Raw genomic sequence first — 25823 nt, forward strand, 5'->3', positions numbered from 1 at the left:
AGATGACCGGTACGGCAGACGGTATCTCGGTGTCCGGGTACGAGATTCATCACGGCCGGGTAGTCCGCAACGGCGACCGTCCACTGTTGGAGGGTTCCGAAGGCACACCGGAAGGCAGCGTGCGAGGGTCTGTTCGAGGAACCCACTGGCACGGACTCCTCGAAAGTGACGACTATCGGCGCAGTCTGCTGCGGGAGATCGCGGTTACCGGTTTTGTTATTGCACCCGACACCTCGGTTGCCGCCGTGCGCGAGCAACAACTCGACCTGCTTGCCGACCTGGTGGAACAGCATCTCGACCAGGATCTGCTCGAAAAACTGATCAACGGCGGCGCGCCGCGTGGGCTCCCCGTCATTGCCTCCGCACTCGACGGCTGAGAGCGCTCCCACAGGCGCCGATCAACCTGTTCAACTTTCGACGCCCGAACAGTCTGATGCGTTGAGCATGACAATCACCTAAAACAGAAATATTGTGGCCCAACGAAACACGGAATGTCTATCCCCCAGCCGGTCAGTCGGCGGCGATGATGATGACCCTGGTTTCACACGACCACGGCGTCAGAGTTTGTCGCACGGCCTCCCTGCGCCGGATCCAGTTTTCAGCAATAGATAAACAAGCGCCGAATCGTCGTGTTTAGCCACAAGCAGCTGATACGAATCGTCGAAGTAATCTTCGGTGAAGACCGTCGCAAAAGCTCCACCCGATTCCGGATCCAGCGATATTCGCCCCACCTCGCATTCCTGCCGACCCACTCGGAGTCCGTGATCACATGCACGTGCAGCTAGCAGATATGTCCCTCATCGGTGTGGCTAGCCGCAAACAGTGTGAGTACATTCAGGGTAACGCTATGCGGTTCCTTCAAATCCAGAATCAGTCACCGCCCCTGCGGCATAGCGAGAAACGCCGGCACCGACGATGTGATGTGATCCGGTCATTGCTACCGACGGCAACGCCGCGGTGAGACAGATGCGCGCCCAGCTGCCGGGCAGATCTACCGACCGTCCAAGTACAGCCGACAGACCTATGTAAAGTCTCGAAAACATGTCAGTCTTCATTTCCGATCAAGTGCAGTCGTTCATCTTTGACGAGCTCGCCCGCCGTGCTGTACTCAATGTGATAGAAACAGTCCACAGATCGCTCACGCAGTCGTATCGCTGATCGAGGACAACGTGATGCGCCAAAGTCTGCATGACGAACCACCCGAACGAGGCGGCGCTACCGTCAATCGGCGTTGATGTCACAGCAGCCAAAATCGCACGGAACTGGTCCGCCGGAGCGGTGTCGACCGTGCAGAACAAGTCGGTCGAGGCGACTGCGTGGGCCATGAGTGTGGTTGCCGCTTCGTCGACAGCGAGTAAGAGATCGTGCAACAGATCCACGGAGGTTACGTCTCTCGCGGCCACGACCCGTACCCACGAACGTAGGAGCGCAAGATGCTCAAGGGATGCTGGAACAGTAAGCGAAGACTCAGCCGTCGGATAGATTTTCGCCCACTCGGAAGACTGCATGTGAAACTTTCCTGTACGGAAGCTAGTCGATGTTGGCTCTGCGAGGAGCCGTTCGAATACACATTTTATTGCAGATAAGGTCGGATTGCGCGCCGCATCCTTGCTTCTCTGTTCAGGCAGTATCGACGGAATGGGCGTGAATCATTTGGATGACCACCTTGAGGTCGACGCCCTCTTGGCAGATTAGTGTTCGCGCGAGATTCGAACCAGCGGTTCAAGCCGCTGAACGCGTACGCTGCCAGCGACCACTGCTCGAAAACGGCCTCGCCCGCGCTCGGCTGTCGATGATGTTCATCTGTACGCCGGCGCTATGGTCGACATAATTGCCGGAGCGCCAGAATCCTATCCCCCTGACTAGTTTCCGACGCTGCAACACCAGGAAGATAGTACAGCTTTCAAGTACCTGTTACTGCATGGAGACTGGTATCGATTCCTACACACGGTCTATTCTCCTCATCGGTGTCATAGTCCTCCCGCCCCAAACCGGGATTGATGCCTTGCCCCGCCGGAGCCTCCCCAGACTGTCGGCGGGGCACAATGAACCGGAAACCTCCCGACCTCGGTTTTAGATACGCCCGGCTCACCAACCTGTCGAATACCCTCAGGTTAGCGAGCCACCTACAAAGCTGCGCAGCGAAGGTTCCTCCATGTCCCTTCGCTGCGCCGGGTTCGCCGGCCGCAGTCTCCGAATGCTGTGGCTGGCGAATCTCCAAACGCCGACAGCACGTCCGCCGCTGCGGCAGATACTGCAGCGACTGCGGAATTTGCGCCAGATGACCGCTCTGCTTACTCAAACTCGATTATCGATTTCCGCACTGCTCTCTCTTAGAGGCGACTAGAGCGCCTTGGGTTGACGCTCGCATATGAAATAAGCAGTCCCGACCCGGCACGGAATGTTTCGCGCAATGCACGAACAAAATCTCACGTACAGGAAGAAAGGCGGTCACGGCAATCAGTGATCGGCAAAAATCAGACAATGCGGTGATCGTCGTTGCTGCGATCGCAGCCGGAAGCATGGTTGCTGCGACGGGCCATAGTTTGATTGCAACCATCGCCACAGTCGTGGGCTGCGCAGGAGGTTTGACAAAGGCGCAGTTCTGGATTCGAGGACGGTGAATTGAGGAACCATCACCCCATGCGCTCAAGCAAGAACATAGCACTCAGCAGTTGCTGGACGACTCCAACCACACGCAATGTGAATCTCGACCACAGACCCCGCTGCGCCGGGCGCGCCAGTTGCTACCACCATGCATCCCTGGACTCGATAGTAGGACAGTAACGCCTACCCTGATCACCTAAACGCACTGTGGGGCAGTGGAGTCTGCTAAGTGCTTGTCGCAGATAGCCGTAATTGTCGTCAATGCTTCAACGTCGCTTCAACGTCGTCCGACACTAAGCTCTTGGCGCAAGAATCGCCTGAAAGCACCCCACTTTCCGTGATCCGCTTGGGAACTCGCACACACCAGCCTCGCCAAGCACTCTGACAGACCCCTCAACATGCAGCGAACGCTGCAACCATCAATCGACGCCCGACTATTTCATCAGATCAGTGAACCCCCGACTCCCAGCAGCAGGTGACCAAAGCTTAAGGCTCACGATCGACCAAGCTCGTCGACCACGCTCAACCTTCAGTCGGGCTCGATGCCTACACACCAATCAGCAATGCCACCACTACAGACTGATCTTCGGTAGTCACGGCACACACAGTGCGACCCTCCAGCAATAGGATGTACACGAAAGCGATTTCTACGAGAAGTACTGACTTGGAAAGTGATTGGCCTTCCGGCCGGCCGACTTTCACCTCAGATAAATCCCTCACACTGCGGTATCGTCAACAGTTCTGAACCAGCGCGTCCAACTCAAATGGCGCTTAAGGCAGCAACGGCCGCGCACAAAAATGACGCGGACACCGAAATCGACGGCTGAGGCGAGTGGTGGACCCTATGGTCACTAAGACGGGCAGCCCACAATTTATTTATCTCACTTATCGGTTTTGTATCTACCCACGACGAATCGTACTGTGCCCATTCGATTCAACGAGACTCTTCCAACCATCCTGGTTCTCGATTTGGCTCACTCGATCCGCGCTACGGCTCTAACCTTCACGATCTCCGGGAAAGTGATCACCGCGCTCGCACCAGCCACCGCAACGACGCCTGAGCGCAGCATCGGCTCAACCTGCAGGTTTCATCTGCAGGTTGAGCCAGTCGGAGATCCATTGGATCGCATTGCGCCCGGCGTTGTCGACGACGAACGAGTTGTAATTCTGGTGTGCGCCGGATGCAAAGAAGGACGCTGCATCGAGGCCCTCCCCCATCAAGGAGGCCAGGTCGTTGGCGCCTTGCGCGCTAGCCATGGCGGTCAGCGAATGGGCTAGTGCTGGAAGATCCAGATTCTGCGCCTGAGTGGTGATAGTGGTCGCGGTCGCCGAAGACTGCTTGCCGAGCAATTCCGGATCAGTCTTCGAGGATTTGCCTGCGAGCATGGTGGCTGCGACGGAAGCGAGTTCGAGCCCGATCGGGACAAGGCCGGTCATGGCAATCCCGGCTCCGAGTGGGTCAGGGACATGTCCGGGTGGTGGTAGCAGCTTCTCTACTGCAGCCCAAGCGATTTCCTGTACCTGACCGACAAGGTTTGCAAGCTTGTCGATGTCAACACCCGCCAGGATCGACGCGAGGAGCGCTAGAACTTGCGAGTATCCGGACGGATCGGGGATTACCGAGAGAACGTGCGAGACCCATTCCAGGTCGACTCCGGCGGCCATCTTCACCAACGGGGAGAGCTGGTTGTTCAGATCGCCGGCGACCTTGTGTGCGCCCTGCGCGTCCAGGGCTGCGACCTTCTGCGGGAGAAGAGTCAGGTTTGTCAGAATCGCGGGTATGTCCAGTGCGGCGATGGCGGTGGCTACGCCCAGGACTTGGTTTACGACCACTGTCGGCTTGAGCGCGGAGAGAATTCGGGAGGCAGATCCGAAGACATCACTCGGTGTCGTTGCAAGCGGCGCGATCTGGCTGCCAAGGGTGTCGACGGCACTCGATAACGAGGTCAGGTCCGACGATGCGGCAGGCCGTGTCGTGGCACCGTTGTAGGAGAGCGTACTCGCGGTGTCGACGATCGAAGTCACTGTTGTGAGTGCGCTACTGAGGTCCGACTGGTCGGCCTTGACCAGTACCCGACTGGCGTCGTTTTCCGCTGTTCCTGTGGGAGCCGCGGCGAGTTGTCCGCTCGCGACAGGATTAGCGGCACCGGAGTCGAGTAGTTCGGCGAGTGGTCTGATCGCGTTCGCCAGAGTGGTCGCGCTGGTAGCGACCTGCTTGAGGTCGACGGTACCGTTGGTCTTTGATAATTCTCTGGTCAGGTTGCCGGTGGCAGTGGCGATTCCAGCAAGATCGGCTTGGGAGAAGTCCGACGCAAGCACAGTGGCAAGTCTTGAATCGCCGCCGACCTGGCCGTCACCTCGAGTGCTCGAGACTTCAGAGAGCACTGATCCCAGAGCTCCCAGCAGCGGGCTGGAACTCTTTCGGATCGAGCAGTAGAGGTCTTTCGGATCGCATATCGATGCCACTCGTCCTGAAAGCTTCCCCATGCCCTGCGGCCGCGGATCTGCGATTCCCTTTCCCGATGGTCTCGGGCCGACAACGGTTTCACCCGTCGTTCCGGAACCGGGATCAGAAAGAAGAGCAACCGCAAGAACCTGCTCTGTCGCGATCGGGCCGGAACCGTTGCCGATCGAGGAGGCAAGATCGCCTGCGATGTCCGCGCCCTGGGAATAGCCAGTGATGGTGAACTTCGTGTCCGAGCATTTCGCTTCGATCTCGGCGAGCACCGTCTGCGCCTTCGCTAATCCATCAGCTTTACTATCTGCGTAGGTCTTTCCGTTGTCGAATGCTCGAGCCATGTACGGCAGCGTGTAGATATGGGCCGCGTTCCCGTGCCGTTCCTTCAGACTGTCGGCAATCGGTTTGAGCATCCCGATCGGGATCGAAGGATCAGCATCTCCGGTTGTTTCCCAGGTTCCGGGGATGAACAGGTTAAAAGTCTTCGAGCAACCAACCGGCCGGGCGGACGCGATACCGGCAGGAATCAGAGCGATGGAGCCTGCGGCGACCGCTGCCGTCACCAACATACAGATCGTGCGGTGCACGTTAGAGTATGGAAGTAGCATGAATTCCTCGTCTACCAGAGGGGCGCTCTGTACTTGTCAGCGTGCGATGCAACTGGTCTTAAGCGCCCAAATTTCAGGTGAGGGCCATACAGTGCTCAACCGGCGGTTACCAGTCAATGCGCCTTGTGAAGAACAAGCACCGCGCGCGAGACCGGTTCAATGTTCTGCAGATGAAGGCCCCTATGCCCGTGTCATCGGACTTGCGCCGCGATTGCCTTCGGAGGCATGTCAGGTACACGTGTGCGGCAAGCTGGGTGAAGATGGAGAGGTGAATGTTCCAGCCGAGCTACCCGCCGACTACACCCAGCTTCTCGATCACCTCAAGTCTCAGGTACGGCAAGCTCGTATACGCGCCACCCGAATCGTCAACACAGAACTTCTCACCCTCTACTGGGACATCGGACACGCAATCGTGCAACGCCAAGAAGCAGAGGGTTGGGGGGCTAAGGTGATCGACCGACTCGCTGTCGATCTTCGATCAGCCTTTCCCGACATGCGAGGGTTGTCGCGAACAAATCTGAAGTACATGCGGCAGATGGCGAGTATGTGGGGACGAGATGCAATTGGCCAACAACCTGTTGGCCAATTGCCATGGGGTCATGTGACGGTGTTGCTTGACAAACTGGAGAACCGGTCCGACCGCGACTGGTATGCAGCATCAGCGGCGGAACACGGTTGGTCTCGCAATGTACTGCGAAATCAGATCAACAGCGGCCTGCGTCGCAGGATCGGTGCCGCACCGTCAAATTTTCAGGATCACCTTCCGGCTGAAGATTCCGACCTAGCTCAACAGTTGGTGCGCGACCCATATGTATTCGATTTCCTCGATATCACCGAACGCGTCGCTGAACGTGAACTGGAATCTGCACTGATGCATCGATTAGAGCAGTTCCTCCTCGAATTGGGGCACGGGTTCGCATTCGTTGGACGCCAGTACCATTTCGAGGTCGGCGATCAAGACTTCTACATCGATCTGTTGTTCTTCAATTGGGTGCAAGCGAGGTTCGTCGTCGTCGAGTTGAAGGTGGGGAGGTTTGAGCCGGAGTACGTCGGGAAGCTCGGGTTCTATGTTTCGTGGATCGACGACAATCTTCGCAACAAGGACATCCATGCGCCGACGGTAGGGATCTTGCTCTGCGCAGGCCGCAACGACAACGTCGTTCGATACTCGCTGGCCGGGACGACCGCGCCCCTCGCCGTCGCCGACTACACTTACGAAACTCTTCCTTCCCAGGTCCGCGACCTCGTTCCCACCGACGACGAGATCGCTGCCGCGGTCGAAGCCACCGTCTCCGAACTCGATTCCCAACTGTCCACCGCACCAGAGGAACTCAGCTGAGGGCACAAACCTCCGACGCTACGTCCAGTCGATGTGAACGGATTCGATGGAATCGAAATGGAAACCGAACGCGTCTCCGTACTGGTCGAAGCCTTTGTTTTCGGGATAGTCCATGGTGGCGTGGCGTTCGAGGATCGCGACCACCCGGGCGTGATCGTCGTTAGCCAAAGCCATGGCGAGTTCCCGCGTTTCGTCGAGGCTGAATGGACTGTCGGAGTTCGCGAAGTCGAGGGTACGCACTCGATAGTCGTAGCCTTCCTCGGAGCCGTTGCGGACGGACACTCCCCCGCGAACTCGGATGGTGGCCTTCTTGGGTTGCCCGTCGGGCCGAAGGACGCCGGCGCGATCCATTATGTCGTGGGCCTTGACACTCTTGAGCCTCTTTTTCGCATCCGCCCGCAACTCGTTTGTTTCGCCAGAACGATAGCGAGAGACTGCGGATCGTGAACGTCCGATCTTCTTTGCAACTGAGTCGATTCCGCCGAGTCGTTCGATAGCGGCACGGCGTTGAGCGCGTTCGGTGACGTCAGGGTGCGGGATCCGCCCTTGCTGCACCCAGCGACGCAATGATCGGTCCGACGGAGGCTTTCTTCCGGCGTCGATGGCTGCCTGCTTTAAGCCTTCTTTGCCGATTTCGGTGCGGATTTGACGCACCGAGACCTTACTGGTGAGACCGGCCAGTCCCCCGCTTTTGACCGCCTTGGACTTTTCGATACCGCTGGTCGCGGCTGTCGCTACGGATACTTTGAGTCCGTCCAAACCGACGGTTTTCTGTGCAGGCTTGGTTGATCGCGGCTTCGGAAGGTGCAGAGCCACTATATGTTTCCTTCATATTCGTCAGCGAACGCAGATTTGAGCGCAAGGTTGACCTCGTGCGTGTCGCGGGCTTCGATCAGCGAGGCTGCGACGTCGTCGGTAAGTGGGGCGCGCTTTTCCAGAGTCATTTTCCCGAGTGCGTCACTGTCGTCGGCGATGTCGGTATCGAGTGGCAGAGGGTATACCCAGGAGTCGGTCACTGTGCGCAGTGGCCACCGGCCCGTTTCGCGAGCGATGCGCATCGCGACACGACGGCCCCGCCAGCGGCAGTGTGCGATGATCGCTGCGCGCCAGAGCGGTTGGTGGTGGTGCTGCATTTGTTTGGCAGTCCACATGTCCGGGTTGACCATTCGGCCGATGTAGCCCTTGTAGCAGGCGCCGATGAACCGCTTCATTGATGTGTCACCTGTGTCGACGGCTATTTTGCGGGCTTCGCGAAGAATCCTGGCCCATTTGTCAAGGGCTCGTCCCTGTTCGGGGTAAACCCACGCTTCGGTGATGTCGAGTTCATCGAGTTCTGCCCCGATTCCGCCATCAGCGACGGCTGCTTGTAGCGCGTCGAGGCTGACTGTGGTGATCCAGGTCTGCACAGGTTGGTCGGCGAGCATGTGTGGGTGGGGCAACGGTAGGGCGGGTGGGAGTGCCAACATGTCGCCCGGTGGGAGTGTTACACGCCAGAGCCCGAACGGGGTTTTCGTTTGCCCTGCAGCGCCGAGCGCGTTCTCGCCGCGAAGATGTCGAGGTTTTCCGTAGCCGAATTCGAGCATGCCGGCGGAGGCGAGGTAGGCCGCTCGTTGGTCTATCGATACCAGTTGTGTTGTGTCGGCGAGTTCTTCGATGTGCGGGATACGGGTCCATCCCACCGCGGGTTCGAGATCTCCGCGGGGTTCGCCGTCGAGGGGTGGGACGGGACCACCGGTGGTGACGACGATTCCCTTACCGCTGCGGGTGCGGTCGCGTTTGATCTTGTCGACGATGGCGGCGCCAGTGCGTGCTGGGGTGGGGCCGGGTAGTACGCCGAGGTGTTGTGCGCACCAACCAAGTCGGCGTCCCAGTTCCTGCGCAGCGGGGAGGTCGTCGTCGGGGAGGTAGGTTCCGGCGGTGGGTGATCCAAGGATTCCCATGTCTCCCACTCGATTGCCCCATCCGAAGTCTTTGTTCCAGTATGTCCATACGTAGGGTTCAATGAAGATGTCGACCATGGATGTGAAGTTGCCGGTGGTGCGGGAGAGATGAACGACGTGGCCGGGTTCTCCGCGCAGTTCCCATCCTGCGGTCAGCATTGGGGTCATTGTGGTGTGGAGGATGGCGGTGAGTTCTTCGGCGGCACGGGTGCGAAGGATCTCCATGTCGTCGACATCGTCTTCGCTTCCCGGGTCGATAATCCATCCGAGCATTTCGCAGGCTTCGATTCCCACGATCCAGATCTGTGCCGGTGTGCCTAGTGGGGTAAGGGCTGCCCATCGTATGAGTTTGTCGAGCTTTTCTACGGAATCTACTGGTCCGGTGAGTGTGTAGCCAGATGGCGTGTAAGTACCAGCTGCCGTGACGATGACGGCGTGGCCGTCTGCTGACTCGCTAGCGGGGGGTAGGGCGGCCGGTTCGGTTTCGCTTTTTTCGGGCGTCTGAAGTGGTCCCGATCCCACTGTGTCCGGGGAATCGTTGCGGGGAGCGACGATGTCGTCGGAGTCGGGATTCGACTCGCATGCAGCAGTGTCATCGAAGTCGAACAACGAAGGCTGGTCAGGTTCTGACATTTCGTCCGAATAGGTTGCGAATTCGGGTGTTTCGAGCTCGAATAGCGCGAACTGCTCCCATTTCCTCAGCGCCATCATCCATCCTTTCCATTCGCAGTCGTCAGCATTCGAGATCGAAGGCAGCGCGGACGGCCACGGCCAGTGATTCTTCTTGCGCTGGAAGGAGGTAGCCCACGATGTTGCCAAGTGCGGTGACGGGAATGGTGGTGATGTGGTCACAGCTGACCACCGATTCGGTCACTATTCCGTTCGCTGAGTTTAGGGGCACCTCGGTGGACAGCCCACGAATCTCGGTGGTAATCGGTGCTACCGTGACCGTTCCGAGATGCGGGCGGACAGTCTCCCGAGTGAGCACGAGAACTCGGCGGCCGGAATCGAGGTCGGCTTCGTGGATCGATCGCATCAGCTCAGACCGGTCGATTGGTGGTTCACTGCGTGGTGCGCGAGAGAACCCAGATCATGGTCGGATGCATCACTGGACAGAATCTCGGCGTCACGTGCAGCAACCTGTAGGCGACGCTCCCGCTCAAGTGCACGCAGCACTAAAGCGGCCCGTGAGGTGGCACGCCGCATTCTGACTTCTTCGTCCAGAAAAGCCACGATCTCGTCCGGTAGGCGTACCGCTATCTGCGTGCTCATCACTTTACGGTACCGAAGTGGGATTCGATTTGGGTACCGCAACATCCAACCCGCCGCACCAAGGCCATTGGGGTGTCGTCTCGCCACCACACTATTCACCGGGAACCCGACACTACGACCCGTCACGCTGTTTTGACGACAGCAATTAGGATTCGCAGCGTTCAAGTGCGACCCGTCTTCGTCCTCGGCAGGGCGAACGAAGATTACGTCGATCGGGTGGCACTACCTCGACTGCCTCAGCCGCACCCGACGAAATCGGGCTGCATTTTCCGCCTTGCCAAGTTAATATTTCCAGGCGCGCGATGGGCATCAAATCCCAACGTGCGCGCAACAGTGGACTGCGCGCTTCATCCTTGGTCGGAACTGAGGCGTGCAGGGCTCGCCGACACGGTGGAACAAGTCGGCGGGCCACCCCACTCGTCGGTAGTTGCATTTCAGCGTTCGCCGCCTTGCTTGCGGCGCTCGCCTCGCCCTAGATGTCCTCATCACCGATTGCCCGTGTCTTCGTCATAGCGTGATCCAGATTTCGCGTTCCGCTTCGCCACTGACAAGTTATCTAAATTCTAAATGAGGCATCATCGCCAGAGAGAACCGTGACAGATGGTTTCATTCGCTGCATCATGGCTGATCAGCGCACTCAGTAAGCCAATATAGTGTCGAGGCTACCCGTCCAATAATGAGTTCGCCTCCAATAGCCGGAATGCGAAACGGCTTAGGCCACGTTGGTCACGCCATAGCTACGAACTGTTCAGTGAAGTGGATGTCGGAAGCTCGCAAATCGATGAGTGGCGGATTGTCGAACCCTGCCGCGCGGGCCGCAGTGTCAAACTTCTCATACCGACGCCACGAGGTTGATGTAGCGACGGGCGGGTTCGACGTCTGGGCGATCATCTCCCACGTGAGAGTGGGGTCTGCAAGCTTGCGTCGTGCGGTGTCCTTCACCGGGTCCGGCAAGTCCGATCTGGCAATGAACTCTTCGAGTTCGGAGCACACTGCAGGCTCCTCACCCGACAACTCCACATCCCTCGGCTTCGCTTGGACCGGCAGACTTGCGCTTCGGTCACCCTTAGCGACGGGAGCGCTGAGGGAGCTCCACGACACCACTGCTGCCTCGCTGCTCTTTGAAGTGCTTTGCGTATCCGGCTTGCCGTCAGCTGCAGTGGCATCGTCGATCTCGTTTTTGTAGTCGGCATAGGCAACACCCGTTGCTTTGATCAGGATCCCCAGCCCGTGTGTGAACGCGAGCACGAGTGCGGGCGGAATGACCGCGATCATGGCTGCAACGGCAGGGCTGAGAGGTGTATAGCCAATACTGTGACCTGCTGAAACTGTTTGTTGAGCAACTGTTGCTGAGTGAAACGCATGGTAGGCTTTACCCAGAATGCTGATCGCGACCACTGCAACCCCAACAAAAACAAAGAAGTACTTGTCGCGTCGATTCATCTTCAGTTTGGTCAAAATGACCATGGCTACGGTGGATCCAAAAATCGCACCGTCGACGATGACGGGAAAGATCCACGCAAGGTTTTCGGGGATGGTGCCTTGTCGCGCGAGGTCCCGCTGGACTGCGAAGGAGAGGACAAATGCGCCTGCGGTGATCCCGACTGCGATGAAGATCGCGATGAGAAGTGCGGCGATCAATGCTCCAAGCTGGTTCCGCGCTGCGCGCAGACTAAAACCACCCATGATCGGGTTTTCCTTCCTACAAGGGGTGTTCTCGATCTGGAGCCTCGCCGGTTGCCGCCGGCGGGGCTCCTCCTGTTTTTCGGAAGCTGTTTTCTGGTGAAAGTCCTGCGTTTCGTCTGCTTTGCATGCGGTGTGGGTTGATAGCAATTTCTGACCGTCTAGCGGTCATGAGTAAGCGGAAGCTGATGTTGTCTTGCGTGGTAGCCAGAAGCTTGTCGGTGGTGTCGTGGCAGCGGCTTGCCTGTTGATTTCGGATGAAGCTGGGGTGATCTGCAGTTTTGCGTGTGCATTGCGCGACTGGAGCGGATTGTTTGCGTAAAATGCTCATCGCTTTGCCCTGCCGAGGCTCCCAAGCGCCACAGAGCGGGAAAACCGCAGGTGACAGGGATGGCATTGCGTGCCCCGTAAGGACTCCCACTCGGGGAGGGCAGATTCGCAGCCCTCACCCGGTGGCTGACCACTCGAAAACTTGAGGTTCCTCTGAATACTTCCGTGTGCAAAGTCATTTGACGAGCGAACTAAGTGCCTCTGCGTAGGCCTTCCAACCGAAACAAGATATGCCCCGCGTTTTTCGTTGAGCTCTGAACCAGGACAATCCACCAAGTGCATGCACTACATGCACGCCGTGCACGCAGTGCCCTAGAGTCCCCTGGCCGTCAAGTATTCGTCCAGAGCGGCTTCAGTCATCGACGCCTCACTGATTTCGCGATCACCTGTCTCGTACCGCAATTTGTCAACACCTCGACGAAGTCGATCCTTCGTCGAAGGCTTGATGCGCGTGTTGTGGGTCATCGATAGCTTCTCCTCCTCATCCTTGCGCCCACTAGGATCTACTGAGGGCGAAGACGGCGCAGGGACAGCGTCTCCCCTAGGTGGACGTTCCGGGATGAGTTCAGCCGGATGGGTCTTACGAATGGCGGGTTCCCTCTTCACACTCATGCCGGCGCTCCGATCACGATGGGCAACTCAGCGAGCAGGTCAGAGTATGCAAGTTGCAGAGTCAGTGCCTTCCCACCCTTGAACTGGTGAATCGGAATGCGATTCGAGTGTGCATCCTGGCGGGCCGCGAGTTCCGGAATCGAAGTCTTTGCTACTAGAGCGCCATAGGTCTCACGCAGCTCGCTCTCTCGGAACTCATGTTCGCCAGTGGCGCGTTTGCGACTGATCACGATCTTGTCGAACGCGAGCTTCGGGTTTGCCCGTTTACGAACGGTGTCGATCGTCTCTTCGAGCTTCTGAACGCCGCCGACGCTGTCAATTGTGGGTTCAGTGATGGCGACAACGCCATCTGCTGCGATAAGGACTGCGAACAGCACCTTGCCCATATTGGGAGGGCAGTCGAAAAGCACTGCATCATAAGGCGAAAGGTCCAGCCCTTCGAATGCAACGTCCAGTCGAAACACCAGGTCGTTCGACCCATCCGATTCGATTTTGCCGAGCTCTTCGTCAGCGGGAATGAGGTCGACGCCATCCCATGGGGTAGCGATGATCGCCTCCGCTGCAATTCCCTCACTGGTCTGATTCATGAGGTGGTAGGCCGTCATCATGCCCTCTTCGAGAGTGACGCCGAGTCCGCCGGTCGTGTTGCCCTGCTGGTCCATGTCGACGACAAGCACTTTTCCGCCGACCGCGGTGATGGCGCTGGCAAGTCCGAGAGTGGAGGCCGTCTTGCCTACGCCACCCTTCTGGTTGCCGAGTGCGATTTTGCGTGGCTGCATTGCGCGGACCTTTCATCGAGGGCATTGACACTTGCGAGACATGCATTGCGTGTGGGCCACGCGTTGCATGCGATATGTGCATGGCGTGCAGTAAGCGCAATCCATGCTCCACTTCGTTGGATACAGATTGCGCGTTACGCGCAATCTGCGCACCGCGTGCGTTGCACGCCAAGCCTGCTCTAACCGCTAGGCGCGCATGCTTTGCATCGCATGCGCACATAGCGTATCACGCGCACCATGCGCATCATGCGTGCAACGCATAGCACGCGTGATGTGCATGCATTGCCGTCTGTGCGAGGAACGCGTTTCGTGCACACTTCGCAAGAGACGCAATCCTTGCTATCAACACGTGCAATGCGTGCCTTGCAGGTATCGCTTTCCATGCATTGCACGCAATGATCGCGATGCACGCTTTCATAGCCAACAGTGCATTGATAGCTAGCGTTGCACTCATAGCATTCTTTGCGCGGCATGCAATGCTCGCACAAAAGGCTCTGCTAACTCTGAACGCATACGCCGCAATGCATGCATTGCTCGCAAACCATGCACGTCCCGCACAGCATGCACGGGACGCAACACATGCCATGCATGCGTTACACGCATTGCGTGAAAACGCAAAATAGCAGGTCAGTGCTCTCTACAGGTGTCGGACGAACCGAAAATATCGTCTTCAAGAGTTACATGCTGCTACGAAGCTCGACCGAACGAAAACCAAATGAGCGTGACCAATCGCCCGATCAAGAGGCGTTCCACACAGAATCGAAACGCTAGGAAGGTCGTTGTGTGGTGTTTGTAGCCGAAATGAAAGTGAAATCTATTGTGGCTGCCTATCCCCAACAGACTGGAATCGAGGGATTCGACAACATTCGATGTGTGCTGCGCAAGGTCTTTTGGCAGTCGCGCGCGGCCATACTTCGCCATCCGTCGATACAACACTTTTGCAAGGCTGGCGCGAACAGCTCTCACCTCGGAAACTCTGCCACGCTGCGGCGCCGCGCGTGTTCACATGAGCAGATGCGCATGATGCCTTAGACGGCCACAACAAATCTCATTCCATCGAGATCCGAATCACTGAGGTGTGTCCCAATGACGAACCATGAACTGCATGAGGGCGCGGGTGTGAAGAGCGGTACCCGAGCAGGCAGACAACCGCACTGAATTCGGGGGAGGGGAACCTAAGTCCATTGGGAGAACAGATACAGACACAGCTAAATACTCTGCCGTCGGAATATTCATCTGACTTCAGAACGGCATACCCGAATCTCCTTTGAGCGCTGCGGACCCGCGGAGAAACGAGATTTCCGTGCGTAAGGCAGTTGGCCGTATGCGAAAATGTGAAATCCGGACGCATGCATATCCGCTGTACAGGGATCTGGGCGGGCCGAAGTCCTTCCGAGTGTGAACATCGAAAGGCAATTTCAGCAGACCTCCCACATTCGTCACTGTGACGAAATAAGGCCAAGGGATGAGTGGGGAGAATCAGCACTCACGGGACGGAATGCGGTGCTTTCCGAGCAGGGTGTTTACGTCTGGAGTGGCCATAGCATGCGGCGGCGAGGGCCTCCCTGCATCCAAAGCCCTCCCAAACAGATCGACAAAAGGGGGAGAGCTGTGCCATGGAGAGCGGCACACCACCTCTGAGTATTCCGCGAAGCATGCCCGTCGCTCCGCCGTGTCACAGCAATGGACGGTGCGCGGTATTCCACAGCTTCACGCAGCTGTGGCACTCGGTACATGCAATGCGTGCGTTGCAACGCACGCATTGCATGTACCGCACGCGCGACCAGAACGCCTCGCAACGCATGCGTCATTTGCGGTGATCGCACCGCGTTTCTCCTGTTCACAACAATCTTCCATTCGAAGATAGCGAGGAAATATGACAGATAGGTGATCAATCAGACGTGCTGACGCGCCGTGATCGGAGGGAACTGCAGTCGTCCGATCACCTTCGGACTAACGAGCAAGAACCAACGCAGCGTTCTTCAGACACAGCTAAAAACCCGCAAGTCACTACTGAGTGGTACGGGGGTCGGTTCTTCGAAAATGGCTGTAAATCCCACGCTCAGATCGAAATACTGCCCTCCCGATAGTTGTCCTCCTGATCAACCTCGCCGTGTGTCTAGACAGAGCGGCGAGCGAGCCAGAGGATGTTGCCACAATCTTTCCCGGCAACATTTGCCGGCCGATGAGGCCGCCAAATTTGATGTCCTTCGCTGCCCTGGAATAGGCAGCGAAGGCCTCAATGTTGCAGCTTGCACGTCAGGTGAGCCCGAATGACGGCTTGGATCTTTGCGCGGTGCTCCGGCTCCGATGCCATCTTCGTACGGTGCGCATGCGAAAGTTCGAGTAGTTCTTGTTCCCTCCTTCTTGCCAGGTCGGCAGATTTGCGCTGTTCACTGGGCGATTTCCCAGTCCAGTCGATGCCATTGAGCCTGCGTCTTAGATATGCCAACGGCGAGATCAGGCTGGATCTCGTTGGCCAGATCCACCCCCTGTCCGCTGTGTCGCGGGAGAGGGTGAGCGCGATGTCACGACCTGTCCATCGCGTCGTATCGATTTTGGCGTCGCGGAGCAGATCGCAGATCGCCCCGATATGCCCGGGTGGCCTGAGGGCCGGCGCGTGCTTGACGAGTTCGGCTGCAGCCCTTTGAAGCGTCAGTGGCCGCGGAGTGCTCGGACAGGTGATTTGTTTTTTCGCCGCGGATTGATTTCGCGCGTTCGCGCGTTGATGAGTTCTTCCTAACGGAAGAACTTCATAAGATAAAAAACCAACACTAGATAGGGTGTCAGTTCCTGTCGTCCCTGGTTGACTGCTGTGGCGCTGGTTGACGCGGATGACTTTGTCGCTCAGATGAGTGCGAGCACCGCGACGGGTTGCCCTTTCGGAGACACGAGACGGTCGCGTCTTTGTGAACTTGCGCGGTGGTGTTGTTGAAACGACGGTTCGAGGCGATGACAGTGACCATGTCGATGCAGCGCGGTGTTGTTGACCCCCGTGGTGGGTCTCTGCAGCGAGAAATTCCAGGGTTTTAAGGTTTCGCCCCCGGGCGAGTTCGATGCCCATCCCAAGAGCGATGAGCACTCGCCTGGCGCGGTTGACAGAGGATTCACTGACTTTGGCCCGGGCAGCGATTGTTGATTTTGCTGCGGAGACCCCGCGGCCTGTGTGGGATTCGGCGAAATGTGCATGAGCTTGTGCCACTACGTAAGCCTTGTCGGGCTTGATCAGGTTGCGCGCGCACAATGCCTTGCCAGCCGGAGTGGTGGTGTGATGTCGGAATTGGCGAAGCCATTCCTCCCGTGATGTCCAGACTGGAACGCGCGCTTGTTCCGTTGGTTCGACGGGTAGGGACCAAGAGCGACCACGCTGCTCAGTGGACTCGTTGAGATGCCGTGTAGCTGCATCGATAAGAGCGATACGAGCGAGCGCACGGTCGACCGCAGCCTGCCATTCATCGATTTGTGTCGATTCAGGGACAGTGGATTCGGTGTCGATGCGCGACACGCCGAAGGTTGGTGATATGGAATGAGTTGGGGTGTATTCAGGGTATGCGCTACCCTGAGACGTACCTGCCATAGGTATGTCCCTTCCGGGGATGCAGTACGAGCAGAGAAAGCGCTAACTTTCGAAGCTCACCTCTTGAGAATGTTCGAGAACAGACGTCGGAGAACCTGCCAGTTCTCAGTCGACGTCAAGGACCTGCCAGTCCTTATTTCGCCGCGATGCGGTCCGCTCCCAATTACCCCCTTCGGGGGCCTTTGTGCTTTTCAAGAGGTCTGCGCTGTTTAGTTAGACATCGGGGTACTTCGTTCGTTGCCGGCTAGGGGCGACCTCCCCGTCTGCGGATCCGCTGAAAACGCGTTGCGGCCGCGATTATTCGGGAGGTCTGTTCGATCCGGTGGCCGCACATCGGAACCACTATGGGTACGGTGCTGGCCTGCTCGGATGGGACATTCGGGGCGCAGAAGTGTGATCCGGTCGCCGCGAGAGCTGAAATGTGATCTGGACGTGCCAGAAATGACGCCGTGAACACGTCCGCGGGTATGGCGGAATTGCGTTTCTGCGATATCATCGAGTAAGTACCGCCTCTTCCTTTCGAGGTAGTGGTGGTCACCGCCTCTTCCTTCAATGGTTAGTGGTGGTCAGGAAGCTGGGAAGCTTCCACAACCGCATAAACGGACAGCCCCCGATGCCGCCAAGCCCTGGGGGTTGTTCGCTGTCTAGGGATAGTTCATGCGCCGACCGCAAGCTGCTCGATGCGACGCAGTGATCCTGCCGCTTCGACTTCGAGAAGTCTTAGCTGGTCCGGATGCAGCTTGTCGCTGATGTAGTCCGGTATGTCCAGTCCGTGCGTAATGGCCAGTATGAGCACGGAGTAGTCCCCAGCAGGGATTCCGAGTTCGGCGGCCCGATCCTCGTACACCTTGTGCTGCTTGAGGGGAGCACGAGTCGCGATGTGTCCGCGAGGTCCCTTGTTGTGCTGTGCCATGAGGAAAGACTAGAACCAATCTGTAACTGATACGGGTAGGCGCGCTTGTTCGGTGTGTCGCATGTGGTTGATGTTGCCATGGAGTTTCTAGGCTACTGACTCCGATTGTGCAAACCTGGCAGCGATCCCGGAGGTTGGGGGGATCGTCCTTAAGGGAAGGCGTACTCGATCGGCGCGCAACTGGCCGGACCGGCGTGACTCCCGAACAGGTGGTTCGCGCCCATTGTCTGATGACTCGCCTCGGAGTAGACCGTAGCCTATTTGGGGCGAATTACGAGTGGTCTCGACGTGAAGCGATCGAAGGTTTGAGGTCTTGCGAGCTAGCATTGGATGCACCAAATCGTGCGGCAAGTATGTGAAGCGTACGTCTGGTTGTCTGGCAAGAACTTGCTGGGTCCACTACAGCGAAAGGCACGCGCCAGGTGACGTCGAGATACAGCGGATCCAGAGCGGCAACTACGGCTATTGCATCGTCGTCGTTACGCTTTCACCTAACGTGCGACGGGGCTGAGGCGTTGAGTTCACAGAGATCGCATTGGTGGGGCTTCGGGGAAGGTCCTGGTTCACCTACTCAAATTTCTCAATCGGAGATTCCGCTCGTTGCTGCGGTGCCTGGGATTTTGGTCTCGTTAATGTCGGCGAAGTGTCCTGTTGGGGTTTTACGATCTAGGAATCGAACCCTTTGAAAGGGTTGGGCTTTGGCAATCAGATGAATACTCAATATCTCGCGCTCTCCGAGAATCCAACAAGGATCGATGAGTTCACTGTGTTCAGAATTTTGGTCGCAGAAGGGAAAACCGCGACGTCCTCGCTGAGGTAATTCGCAAAGGGCACAAAGGTAAGTCAGAGTCGGGGGGTACTGGCGGAAGGAATGGATACCTGCCTGACATGGAAGTAGTTCGGGCGGCAAGGTTTTCGAGATATAATTGTGTGGAGCAACGTGGTAGCGTCTCAGGTCTACGCGCGCGATGCGGAGGTCATTCGGAATTGCGGAATGAGCATGAACTTCTCATGGTATGTGACTGCTGGCCAACGTCCAGCCTTTTCTCGATGGGCATGTGTCGCGACCCGCTGTGTGCGATTGGGTGAGAATCCACGTATCGGGTGGGGGATTCTGTCCGGCCGTGTTGGTTCGTAACGCAGACTCCGCATCCGATTGCGGTTGCCAGATTATACAGCGCTGGAACAGTTTTCGCTCACGCCGAGTTGAGTGATCGGGAGCTTGAGGTTCTTGTCTCGAGGTATCGCAACCTCGAACGTGCGAACTCCGATCGCCGTGATGGACGCGGGTTGTCCGAGCATTTGTCAGCCCCTCATCAGCTGTGGATGATCGCCGGACATCGAATCGATGCAGATTCGCTTCGAGCTCGACAAATACTGGCAGCTACGGTTTTGAAAAGCGTTTGCCAACCCGAGAGGCCTGCTCATGACGAAAACAGGATATCGGTAATGCATTTTCGCTATTGGCATTTCAAACCTGATTCACCCACACCCTGGGTTGGTGCCGTGCCGTACCATTTCGTTCTTGTATGCACAATAGGATTCAGATCGACGATAAATGTGACAGTGGTGATTTGGTCGTCACAACCGAGAAGCGCGATCTTCGATAGTGCGTGCGGAGATAGCGAAACTGGGCGAGCGGATGCGAATCCCACATTGCGCTGAACAAGCCACCGTCTTCGAATGAAATGTGTTCCCGGTCGGGTTGAGATATGCACCCAAGGAGGTTCTTTTGCCCGATCTCCGGTGACACGTAGTCTCCAAGCTCGGCATTAACACCCTCAATCGAAAAACGAGCCGAAAACGGAATTCGACACGTCCGCATCGACATTCGCGCTTGCCATGTCCGTTATCCGCACAACTGCGCGGGACGCCGGTCAACTGCACCTGGGCAACCGCAAGCGGCGACAAGGCAACGACACACCCTTCGGCCAGGATGGACACTCACATCCAACTGGTCGACGAAGATCGCGGGGGCGCTTGTGTTTGCGTGTTTTTGTTAGGTGGGGGTACTGGTGGGGTGGTTGTGGTCGGTGCGGTTCGATGCTGCTCGGTAGTAGGCGAATACGGCGGTGCCGAAGGCGAGCCAGACGAGGCCGCCGATTTTCGCTGCGGGGGAGGCGTTGACGAGGACGTAACCGATGATCAGGAATCCGATGATCGGAACCGCAAGGTGCAGAGTGTAATTGCGCGATTTGTTGCGGATGACGTAGTGCACCACGACGGAGATGTGGAGCATGAGGAATCCGAACAGGGCCCCGAAGTTGACCAGGGAGGAGATCAGATCGATCTGGCCGACGAAGAAGAGAACGAGAACAGCTGAGAGCGCGGACACGAACAGCACTGCTGCGCTGGGTACTTGACGTTTGTCGACTTTGCTCAGGAATGCGGGCAGTCGGCGGTCGCGACTCATCGAGTACAGCAATCGAGATGTCGCGGCCTGCGCTGCCATGGCGTTGGCGATGCCGACGGCGAGAACGTTCACGATCAGGAATGCGTTGGCCCACCCGCTCGACGATGCTTGCTCGACCAGGGTGAAGAATGCGTTGCCGGCTTCGGTTTCGTCGAACGAATCACGTCCTGCGGCAAGCATACTGGCGAGTAGGGTCTGCACGACGAACAGTGCGGCGACGATCAGCAGGGCAATGATCATGGCTTTGCCTGCCGAGTTCCGGCTTCCGGAGGATTCCTCGGACATTGTCGAGATGCCGTCGAAACCGAGGAAGCTCAGTACCGCGATGGACAGCGCGGAGGCGATGAGAGGGCCGGTGACCTTGCTCGAATCCCACAGCGGTGCGGCGGTGTATTCCGCGCCGGGAATCGTGCCGTGGTTGATGGCGACGACAGCGATGATCACGAAGGCGACTACGAAGATCAGTTGAACGGACAAAAAGAGTCTGTTCATCAGTTTCAGTGAGGTGATCCCGAGGAGATTGACCACGGTGTTGATCGCGACGAAGATCAGCGCCCACATCCAGCGTGCTGTTCCGGGGAAGAGTCCGATCATCGATTCGGCTGCGAAGACGTACAGCAGCGTGGGTACGAGCAGGTAGTCGAGCAGAATGGCCCAGCCGGCGAAGAACCCTGCGACCGGATGCACCCCGCGTCCGACATAGGAGAATACCGATCCGGCGAGCGGAAACGAGCGCGCCATCTGGGCGTATGCGAGGGCCGTGAAGATCATCGCGACCAGGCCCACCAGGTACACCAGGGGAACCATCCCGCCGGAGGCGTTGTAGACGGTTCCGAAGATCGCCCACGGTGCGATCGGCACCATGAACACCAGTCCGTAGATCAGCAGGTCCGTCGTCGAGACGGTTCGTTTGAGTTCCTGCGTGTACCCGTACGCCTCCAGTTGCTGCTGAGGGCTCAGTTCTGACGAAGAGTCGGTAGCGGTCATGATGTCCCCTGTCGGGTCGTGTCGTGTTCAGCGAGAAACGCGGCGACCACGGCGCGGAACTCGGCGGGTTGTTCGAGATGGGTGCAGTGGCTGGCACCGGGAAATACCTGCGCCCGGGCCCCGGAGATCTTGTCCACGAACGGTTGCCACGTCGCGGGAGTTGCTTCGTCGTACTCGCCGGCGATTACCAGGGTCGGCGCCTCGATTCGTTCGAGGCGGTCGATCACGGTCCAGTTCCGCATCGTGCCGATGACGTGAAACTCGTTGGGCCCGTTCATCGTGTGATAAACCGTCGGTTCAGCGATCATCTGGGCTTCACTGTCGAGGAAGTCCTGCGGCATGGGCTGGAGCCGGCACACGTGCCGACGGTAGAACTCGGCGACAGCAGCCACGTAGTCCGGATGCCCGAAGGTTCCCTCCCGTTCGTGGACGTCGAGAGCATCCTGCATCCCCGGAGGCAGTGCACGACGCAATTGCGCGGCACCGTCCAGCCACAACTGCATCGATGCGGGCGAATTGCAGATGGCGAGCGAGATCAGACCAGCCGGCTTCGTCACCGCGATCTCCGCCCCGAGCATCCCGCCCCAGGACTGACCCAACACATGATAGGTGTCGTAGCCCAGGTGATCGATCATCGTGAAGAACTCGTCGACGAACAAACCAGGCGTCCAGAAGGCTCGGTCGACATCGGGAAGATGATCGCTACGCCCGCAACCGATCTGGTCGTAATGCACGATGACCCGCCCGGTCTCGTCAGCCAACTCGGCGATGTTGCGCACGTAATCATGGGCCATCCCCGGTCCGCCGTGCAGGACGACGAGGGGAGCAGCATCGACGTCGAGCTCGCGCGGCGTCGTGACTCGGTACCAGGTGAAGCCGCCTGCAAACGGTACGACACCCTCGGTGATTATTGACATGAGGAAAGTGTGAGACCTAAATGGTCTAGGCGCAAGGCCATTTACACTGGGTTAACACTCTCGTTACCCACCCCTTTACCCGCACCGCGAGCAGGCAGGAGCAAGCATGGCCGGCACGAATCCCATCCCCCGCGGCCCCGACGCTCCCCGAACCGGAACGTTGAAAGCGCCTCTGAGCAGCACCTCACGAGTCGACGACATCGAAGCCCGACTGGTCACCGCCATCACGGTCGGCGAATACCTCCCCGGCGCACGACTACCCGCCGAACGAAACCTCGCAGCGACATTGGGAGTCGGCCGCGAAACAGTCCGACAAGCACTCGCGCGGCTCACCGCACGCGGCCTGCTCGACACCCAACGAGGCCGCGGCGGCGGATCCTACGTCCGCCCCTCCTCCGGCAACGACACCGACACCAGCGCACACCGCGAACTCACCGCACGATGGGACACACTGCGCGACACCATGGACGCAGTGAGTCGACTGCACGGAACCATCGCCGAAGCCGCAGCCCAGAACCGCACGCCAGAGGACATCACCGCCCTACACGCCTGCCTGGCCGACTACCGCAACGCCGCATCCGGCCTACCCTCGCAACAAGCAGACTCCCGACTCCACCTCACGATCATCGACAGCGCACACAACGCAACACTGCGCGACGTCCTGCTCCGACTCGAAGCCACCGTATCGATCGGAGCACCCCACCACCTCTGGGGCGACACCGACACCATGGCGATCATGGAACCCCGAGCCCTCACCGACCACACATCACTAGTCGAGGCGATCTGCGCCGGACACAGCAACCACGCCCGCGAAATCGCCCGCCAACACACCCTCATCGACCTCGAAATCATGGAACGAGCCATATCCCAACGCCAACCCCACACATAAACAAAAACCCCACCGCTTGGTATGTCCGCGTTCGTGGATATGAGGCACGGAGGCTAATTTCATATAGTGGGCGTCTGACCGGTGCATTCCTATTGCGGTAGTCGGACCGAGTTCAAAGGGCAGTACGAGAGAAGGCAGATCTCGTTCGCAAGCTATCTGCCGTCGTAGAACCTTTACTCCCTGCCCGCCGCTGTTGAAGCTGTAATCATGCAGTGGTGCAAAGGATGTCAAATTGTTCATGGGGTGAAGGGTATCCGCTGTCAACCGCAAAAAATGGCTGATAATACTGTTGGTTCGGTCGGGGGATCGCGGATTCACCCAGGTCCGCGACAAGCAAGAACTTGCGTCGCATTCATCGCCGACGCTTTCGCCCTTTGTAGAGGACCAGCAATCATACTGTTCGACAATGGAACTGAATCTTCGGGCGATCGCGTCCAAAGTGGACAGAGCCAGTTCGCTGTCATAAGCGCAGACGCCACTAGTGTCGGGTACGGGAGAGTTTCTCTCGGATGAGTCCACGCCGGCGCATAGGCGCCGTTCTACGTCGCGGCGCCATGTGGTCATCTTCTGTGTCCTCGGCGACGTCCTTGGTTGCCTCTGCCTCAGCCGCCGAAAGTGGCATCAGGGCCGAGTCCGAGTCTCGCCGCCTAAAATCGACCCCCGCCTCCGTCTAGGCCCCACGTCTCATGTCGATGTAGGCAGTACCGAAAGCGCCAACACGGCATGGGCACTCGACTTTTCGTTACCATGGAGCTGGGCCCAAGCGGGTTCGCTCTTCCTCGCTCGCATCTGGACGGTTCGGCGCGCAAAGCAGCCCATGGTTCATTGCAATCAAGGGATTGTTCGGCATATAATCGCCAAATGCCTCGAGCACGTTACAAAAATGTGGTCGACAGGTTAGCTGGCGACATTCGTTCTGCGCGACTCGCGCCCGGTACCAAATTGCCTACGCATCGCGAACTTGCAGCGGATGAGGGGCTGGCTCTGGCGACTGCGTCGCGTGTGTACGCGGAACTAGCGGCAATGGGTTTGGTGAGCGGAGAAACGGGCAGAGGTACCTTTGTTCGAGAGACGTTCTTGCCGCCTGGAACTGGAATGGACCAGCACGCGCCGGCGCTCGACTTGGTAGATCTGAACTTCAACGCGCCGTCGTTAGGAGGGCAGGACGAATTACTACGCCGAGCGCTCCGCAATCTATCGTCGCAAGGTGATCTCGAAGCCTTGTTGCGATATCAACCTCACGGTGGTCGGCGTCACGAACGAGGAGCAGTGGCCCGGCATCTACGCCGCCACGGCGTTCCAGCAACCAGCGATCGGGTCCTAATCGTCAGCGGCGCCCAGCATGGACTGGCGGTGACCGCTATTGCACTTTTGCAGCCCGGCGACGTAGTCGCGATCGACGCACTGAGCTATCCGGGATTCAAAATGGTCGCAAGGGCTCACAGCCTCGAACTGGCGCCGATTCCGATCACATCGGACGGCCCCGATCTCGGCGCTCTGGCGCGACTGTGCGCCACGCGAAGAGTCCGTGCGATCTACACAATGCCTACGCTTCACAATCCACTCGGTTGGGTCACAACCCTGGAAGTGCGGCTACAACTAGTCGAGATTGCCCGAGCATATGGACTTCACATCATCGAGGACGCTACGTACGCTTTCCTTGCAGAAGGCGCACCCGAGCCTCTCGCGGCACTCGCTCCGGAGCTGACAGTCTACGTATCGACGCTCTCCAAGAGTGTAGCCACCGGATTGCGCTTTGGTTTCGTTGCGGCCCCGTCGGTTTCCGTGCCGCTGATCGAGAGGGCCATTCGCGCAACAACGTGGAATACGCCGGCCTTGGTCACCGCGATCGCATCTGAATGGCTTGACGACGGAACTGTCGCCAGGCTCGAAGAGAAGAAGCGCGCAGACGCGCGTAGACGTCAGTCGGTTGCTCGCGAAGTATTCGAGGGTATCGACGTTGTAGGCCATCCAACATCATACATTCTGTGGATCCCTCTGACCGGAGAGGCGCGAGCGGATCGCATCGCTGCCGAACTCATGCATCAAAACGTGTCAGTCTCCACTGCTGAACCATTCGCAACGACGCAAGACATCCCCCATGCCGTTCGGGTGGCGGTGGGATCTGTCGACCTCGATGTTCTCCGTGCGGCACTCTGCAAGGTTGCCCAGGTCGTACGCGAACACACAGTGCTCTGATGCACTGAGCTTCCTCGCATCCGCGAACAAGGAATTAGTGGCTGCGTGCTCGCGTAAGTCTGATCAAATGAACAACGCGCCGTGGCGTTGTTCATGGCGGGTGACGTCATTGTCTCGCGGCTTGCTTTCGGTCGCAGATTGTATCCAGGACATTTAGTTGATTGCACTTTGTCGGCGTGCGTACTGTGCTCCACAGCACAATCATTGGACAGGCGGCGTGACTGTCGAACGACTCGGGCGGATGCTGCCACTATCCAGCGACGAGATGTCCAGCGTCGTAGCCGAGCGTTCCATCAGTTC

General features: G+C 58.1%; 15 protein-coding genes and 1 pseudogene. 4 read left to right on the plus strand and 12 right to left on the minus strand.

Features of this window, described 5'->3' with window-relative positions; all coding sequences use genetic code 11:
• Positions 1–377 (plus strand): annotated as a pseudogene (locus QRN54_RS30175) (cobyric acid synthase); the annotation flags it as partial.
• Positions 378–3681: 3304 nt separating this feature from the next.
• Here QRN54_RS30175 and QRN54_RS30180 read toward each other — a convergent pair.
• The gene (locus tag QRN54_RS30180; RefSeq protein ID WP_054186941.1) at positions 3682–5673 is read right to left on the minus strand and encodes a cutinase family protein; all 1992 of its coding nucleotides are present in this window, start codon (positions 5671–5673) and stop codon (positions 3682–3684) included.
• A gap of 268 nt (positions 5674–5941) precedes the next feature.
• On the opposite strand from QRN54_RS30180, the gene QRN54_RS30185 reads away from it, so the two are divergent.
• Positions 5942–7012 (plus strand): PDDEXK nuclease domain-containing protein, encoded by a 1071-nt coding sequence (locus QRN54_RS30185; protein ID WP_054186943.1) that lies wholly within the window; start codon positions 5942–5944, stop codon positions 7010–7012.
• A gap of 18 nt (positions 7013–7030) precedes the next feature.
• On the opposite strand, the gene QRN54_RS30190 is transcribed toward QRN54_RS30185, so the two are convergent.
• The 11 genes from QRN54_RS30190 to QRN54_RS30240 all read right to left on the minus strand — a co-directional run bounded on the left by QRN54_RS30190 (position 7031) and on the right by QRN54_RS30240 (position 22435).
• The gene (locus QRN54_RS30190; RefSeq protein WP_054186940.1) at positions 7031–7828 is read right to left on the minus strand and encodes a hypothetical protein; all 798 of its coding nucleotides are present in this window, start codon (positions 7826–7828) and stop codon (positions 7031–7033) included.
• Positions 7828–9660, minus strand: coding sequence for a hypothetical protein (locus QRN54_RS30195; protein WP_054186942.1), 1833 nt, complete (start codon positions 9658–9660; stop codon positions 7828–7830). The genes QRN54_RS30190 and QRN54_RS30195 overlap by 1 nt, the downstream gene beginning before the upstream one ends.
• A gap of 25 nt (positions 9661–9685) precedes the next feature.
• Entirely contained in the window at positions 9686–9988 is a 303-nt protein-coding gene (locus QRN54_RS30200) for a type II toxin-antitoxin system PemK/MazF family toxin (RefSeq protein WP_054186939.1), read from the minus strand.
• Positions 9988–10224, minus strand: coding sequence for a YlcI/YnfO family protein (locus QRN54_RS30205; protein ID WP_054186938.1), 237 nt, complete (start codon positions 10222–10224; stop codon positions 9988–9990). The genes QRN54_RS30200 and QRN54_RS30205 overlap by 1 nt, the downstream gene beginning before the upstream one ends.
• A 726-nt stretch (positions 10225–10950) precedes the next feature.
• Positions 10951–12057, minus strand: coding sequence for a DUF2637 domain-containing protein (locus tag QRN54_RS30210; protein ID WP_232318977.1), 1107 nt, complete (start codon positions 12055–12057; stop codon positions 10951–10953).
• A gap of 492 nt (positions 12058–12549) precedes the next feature.
• A complete protein-coding gene (locus QRN54_RS30215; protein WP_232318976.1) occupies positions 12550–12702 on the minus strand; it encodes a hypothetical protein in 153 nt (50 codons plus the stop codon).
• Positions 12703–12845: 143 nt separating this feature from the next.
• Positions 12846–13628, minus strand: a complete 783-nt coding sequence (locus QRN54_RS30220; protein ID WP_054186935.1) for a ParA family protein — start codon at positions 13626–13628, stop codon at positions 12846–12848.
• Between the two features lie 2239 nt (positions 13629–15867).
• Positions 15868–17133: a Rep protein gene (locus QRN54_RS30225; protein ID WP_147343782.1), complete on the minus strand. Its 1266-nt coding sequence runs from the start codon at positions 17131–17133 to the stop codon at positions 15868–15870.
• 727 nt (positions 17134–17860) lie between these two features.
• The gene (locus QRN54_RS30230) at positions 17861–18118 is read right to left on the minus strand and encodes a hypothetical protein (RefSeq protein WP_032399694.1); all 258 of its coding nucleotides are present in this window, start codon (positions 18116–18118) and stop codon (positions 17861–17863) included.
• Positions 18119–20117: 1999 nt separating this feature from the next.
• Positions 20118–21518 carry an APC family permease gene (locus QRN54_RS30235; RefSeq protein WP_052061359.1) on the minus strand — a complete coding sequence of 467 codons (1401 nt, stop codon included), beginning with the start codon at positions 21516–21518 and terminating at the stop codon, positions 20118–20120.
• Complete coding sequence (locus QRN54_RS30240) at positions 21515–22435, minus strand: proline iminopeptidase-family hydrolase (RefSeq protein ID WP_032399695.1); 921 nt, start codon at positions 22433–22435, stop codon at positions 21515–21517. The genes QRN54_RS30235 and QRN54_RS30240 overlap by 4 nt, the downstream gene beginning before the upstream one ends.
• Before the next feature lie 106 nt (positions 22436–22541).
• Between QRN54_RS30240 and QRN54_RS30245 the strand changes: the two genes are divergently transcribed.
• Both QRN54_RS30245 and QRN54_RS30250 read left to right on the plus strand, forming a co-directional pair.
• Entirely contained in the window at positions 22542–23324 is a 783-nt protein-coding gene (locus QRN54_RS30245; RefSeq protein WP_080736400.1) for a FadR/GntR family transcriptional regulator, read from the plus strand.
• An 861-nt stretch (positions 23325–24185) separates the two neighbouring features.
• On the plus strand, positions 24186–25523 hold the full coding sequence (locus tag QRN54_RS30250; protein ID WP_032399696.1) for an aminotransferase-like domain-containing protein: 1338 nt from the start codon (positions 24186–24188) through the stop codon (positions 25521–25523).
• The last annotated feature ends 300 nt before the right edge of the window (positions 25524–25823 follow it).

This window comes from Rhodococcus sp. MEB032 (assembly GCF_030208925.1).
GTDB classification, from domain to species: Bacteria; Actinomycetota; Actinomycetes; order Mycobacteriales; family Mycobacteriaceae; genus Rhodococcus_F; species Rhodococcus_F qingshengii.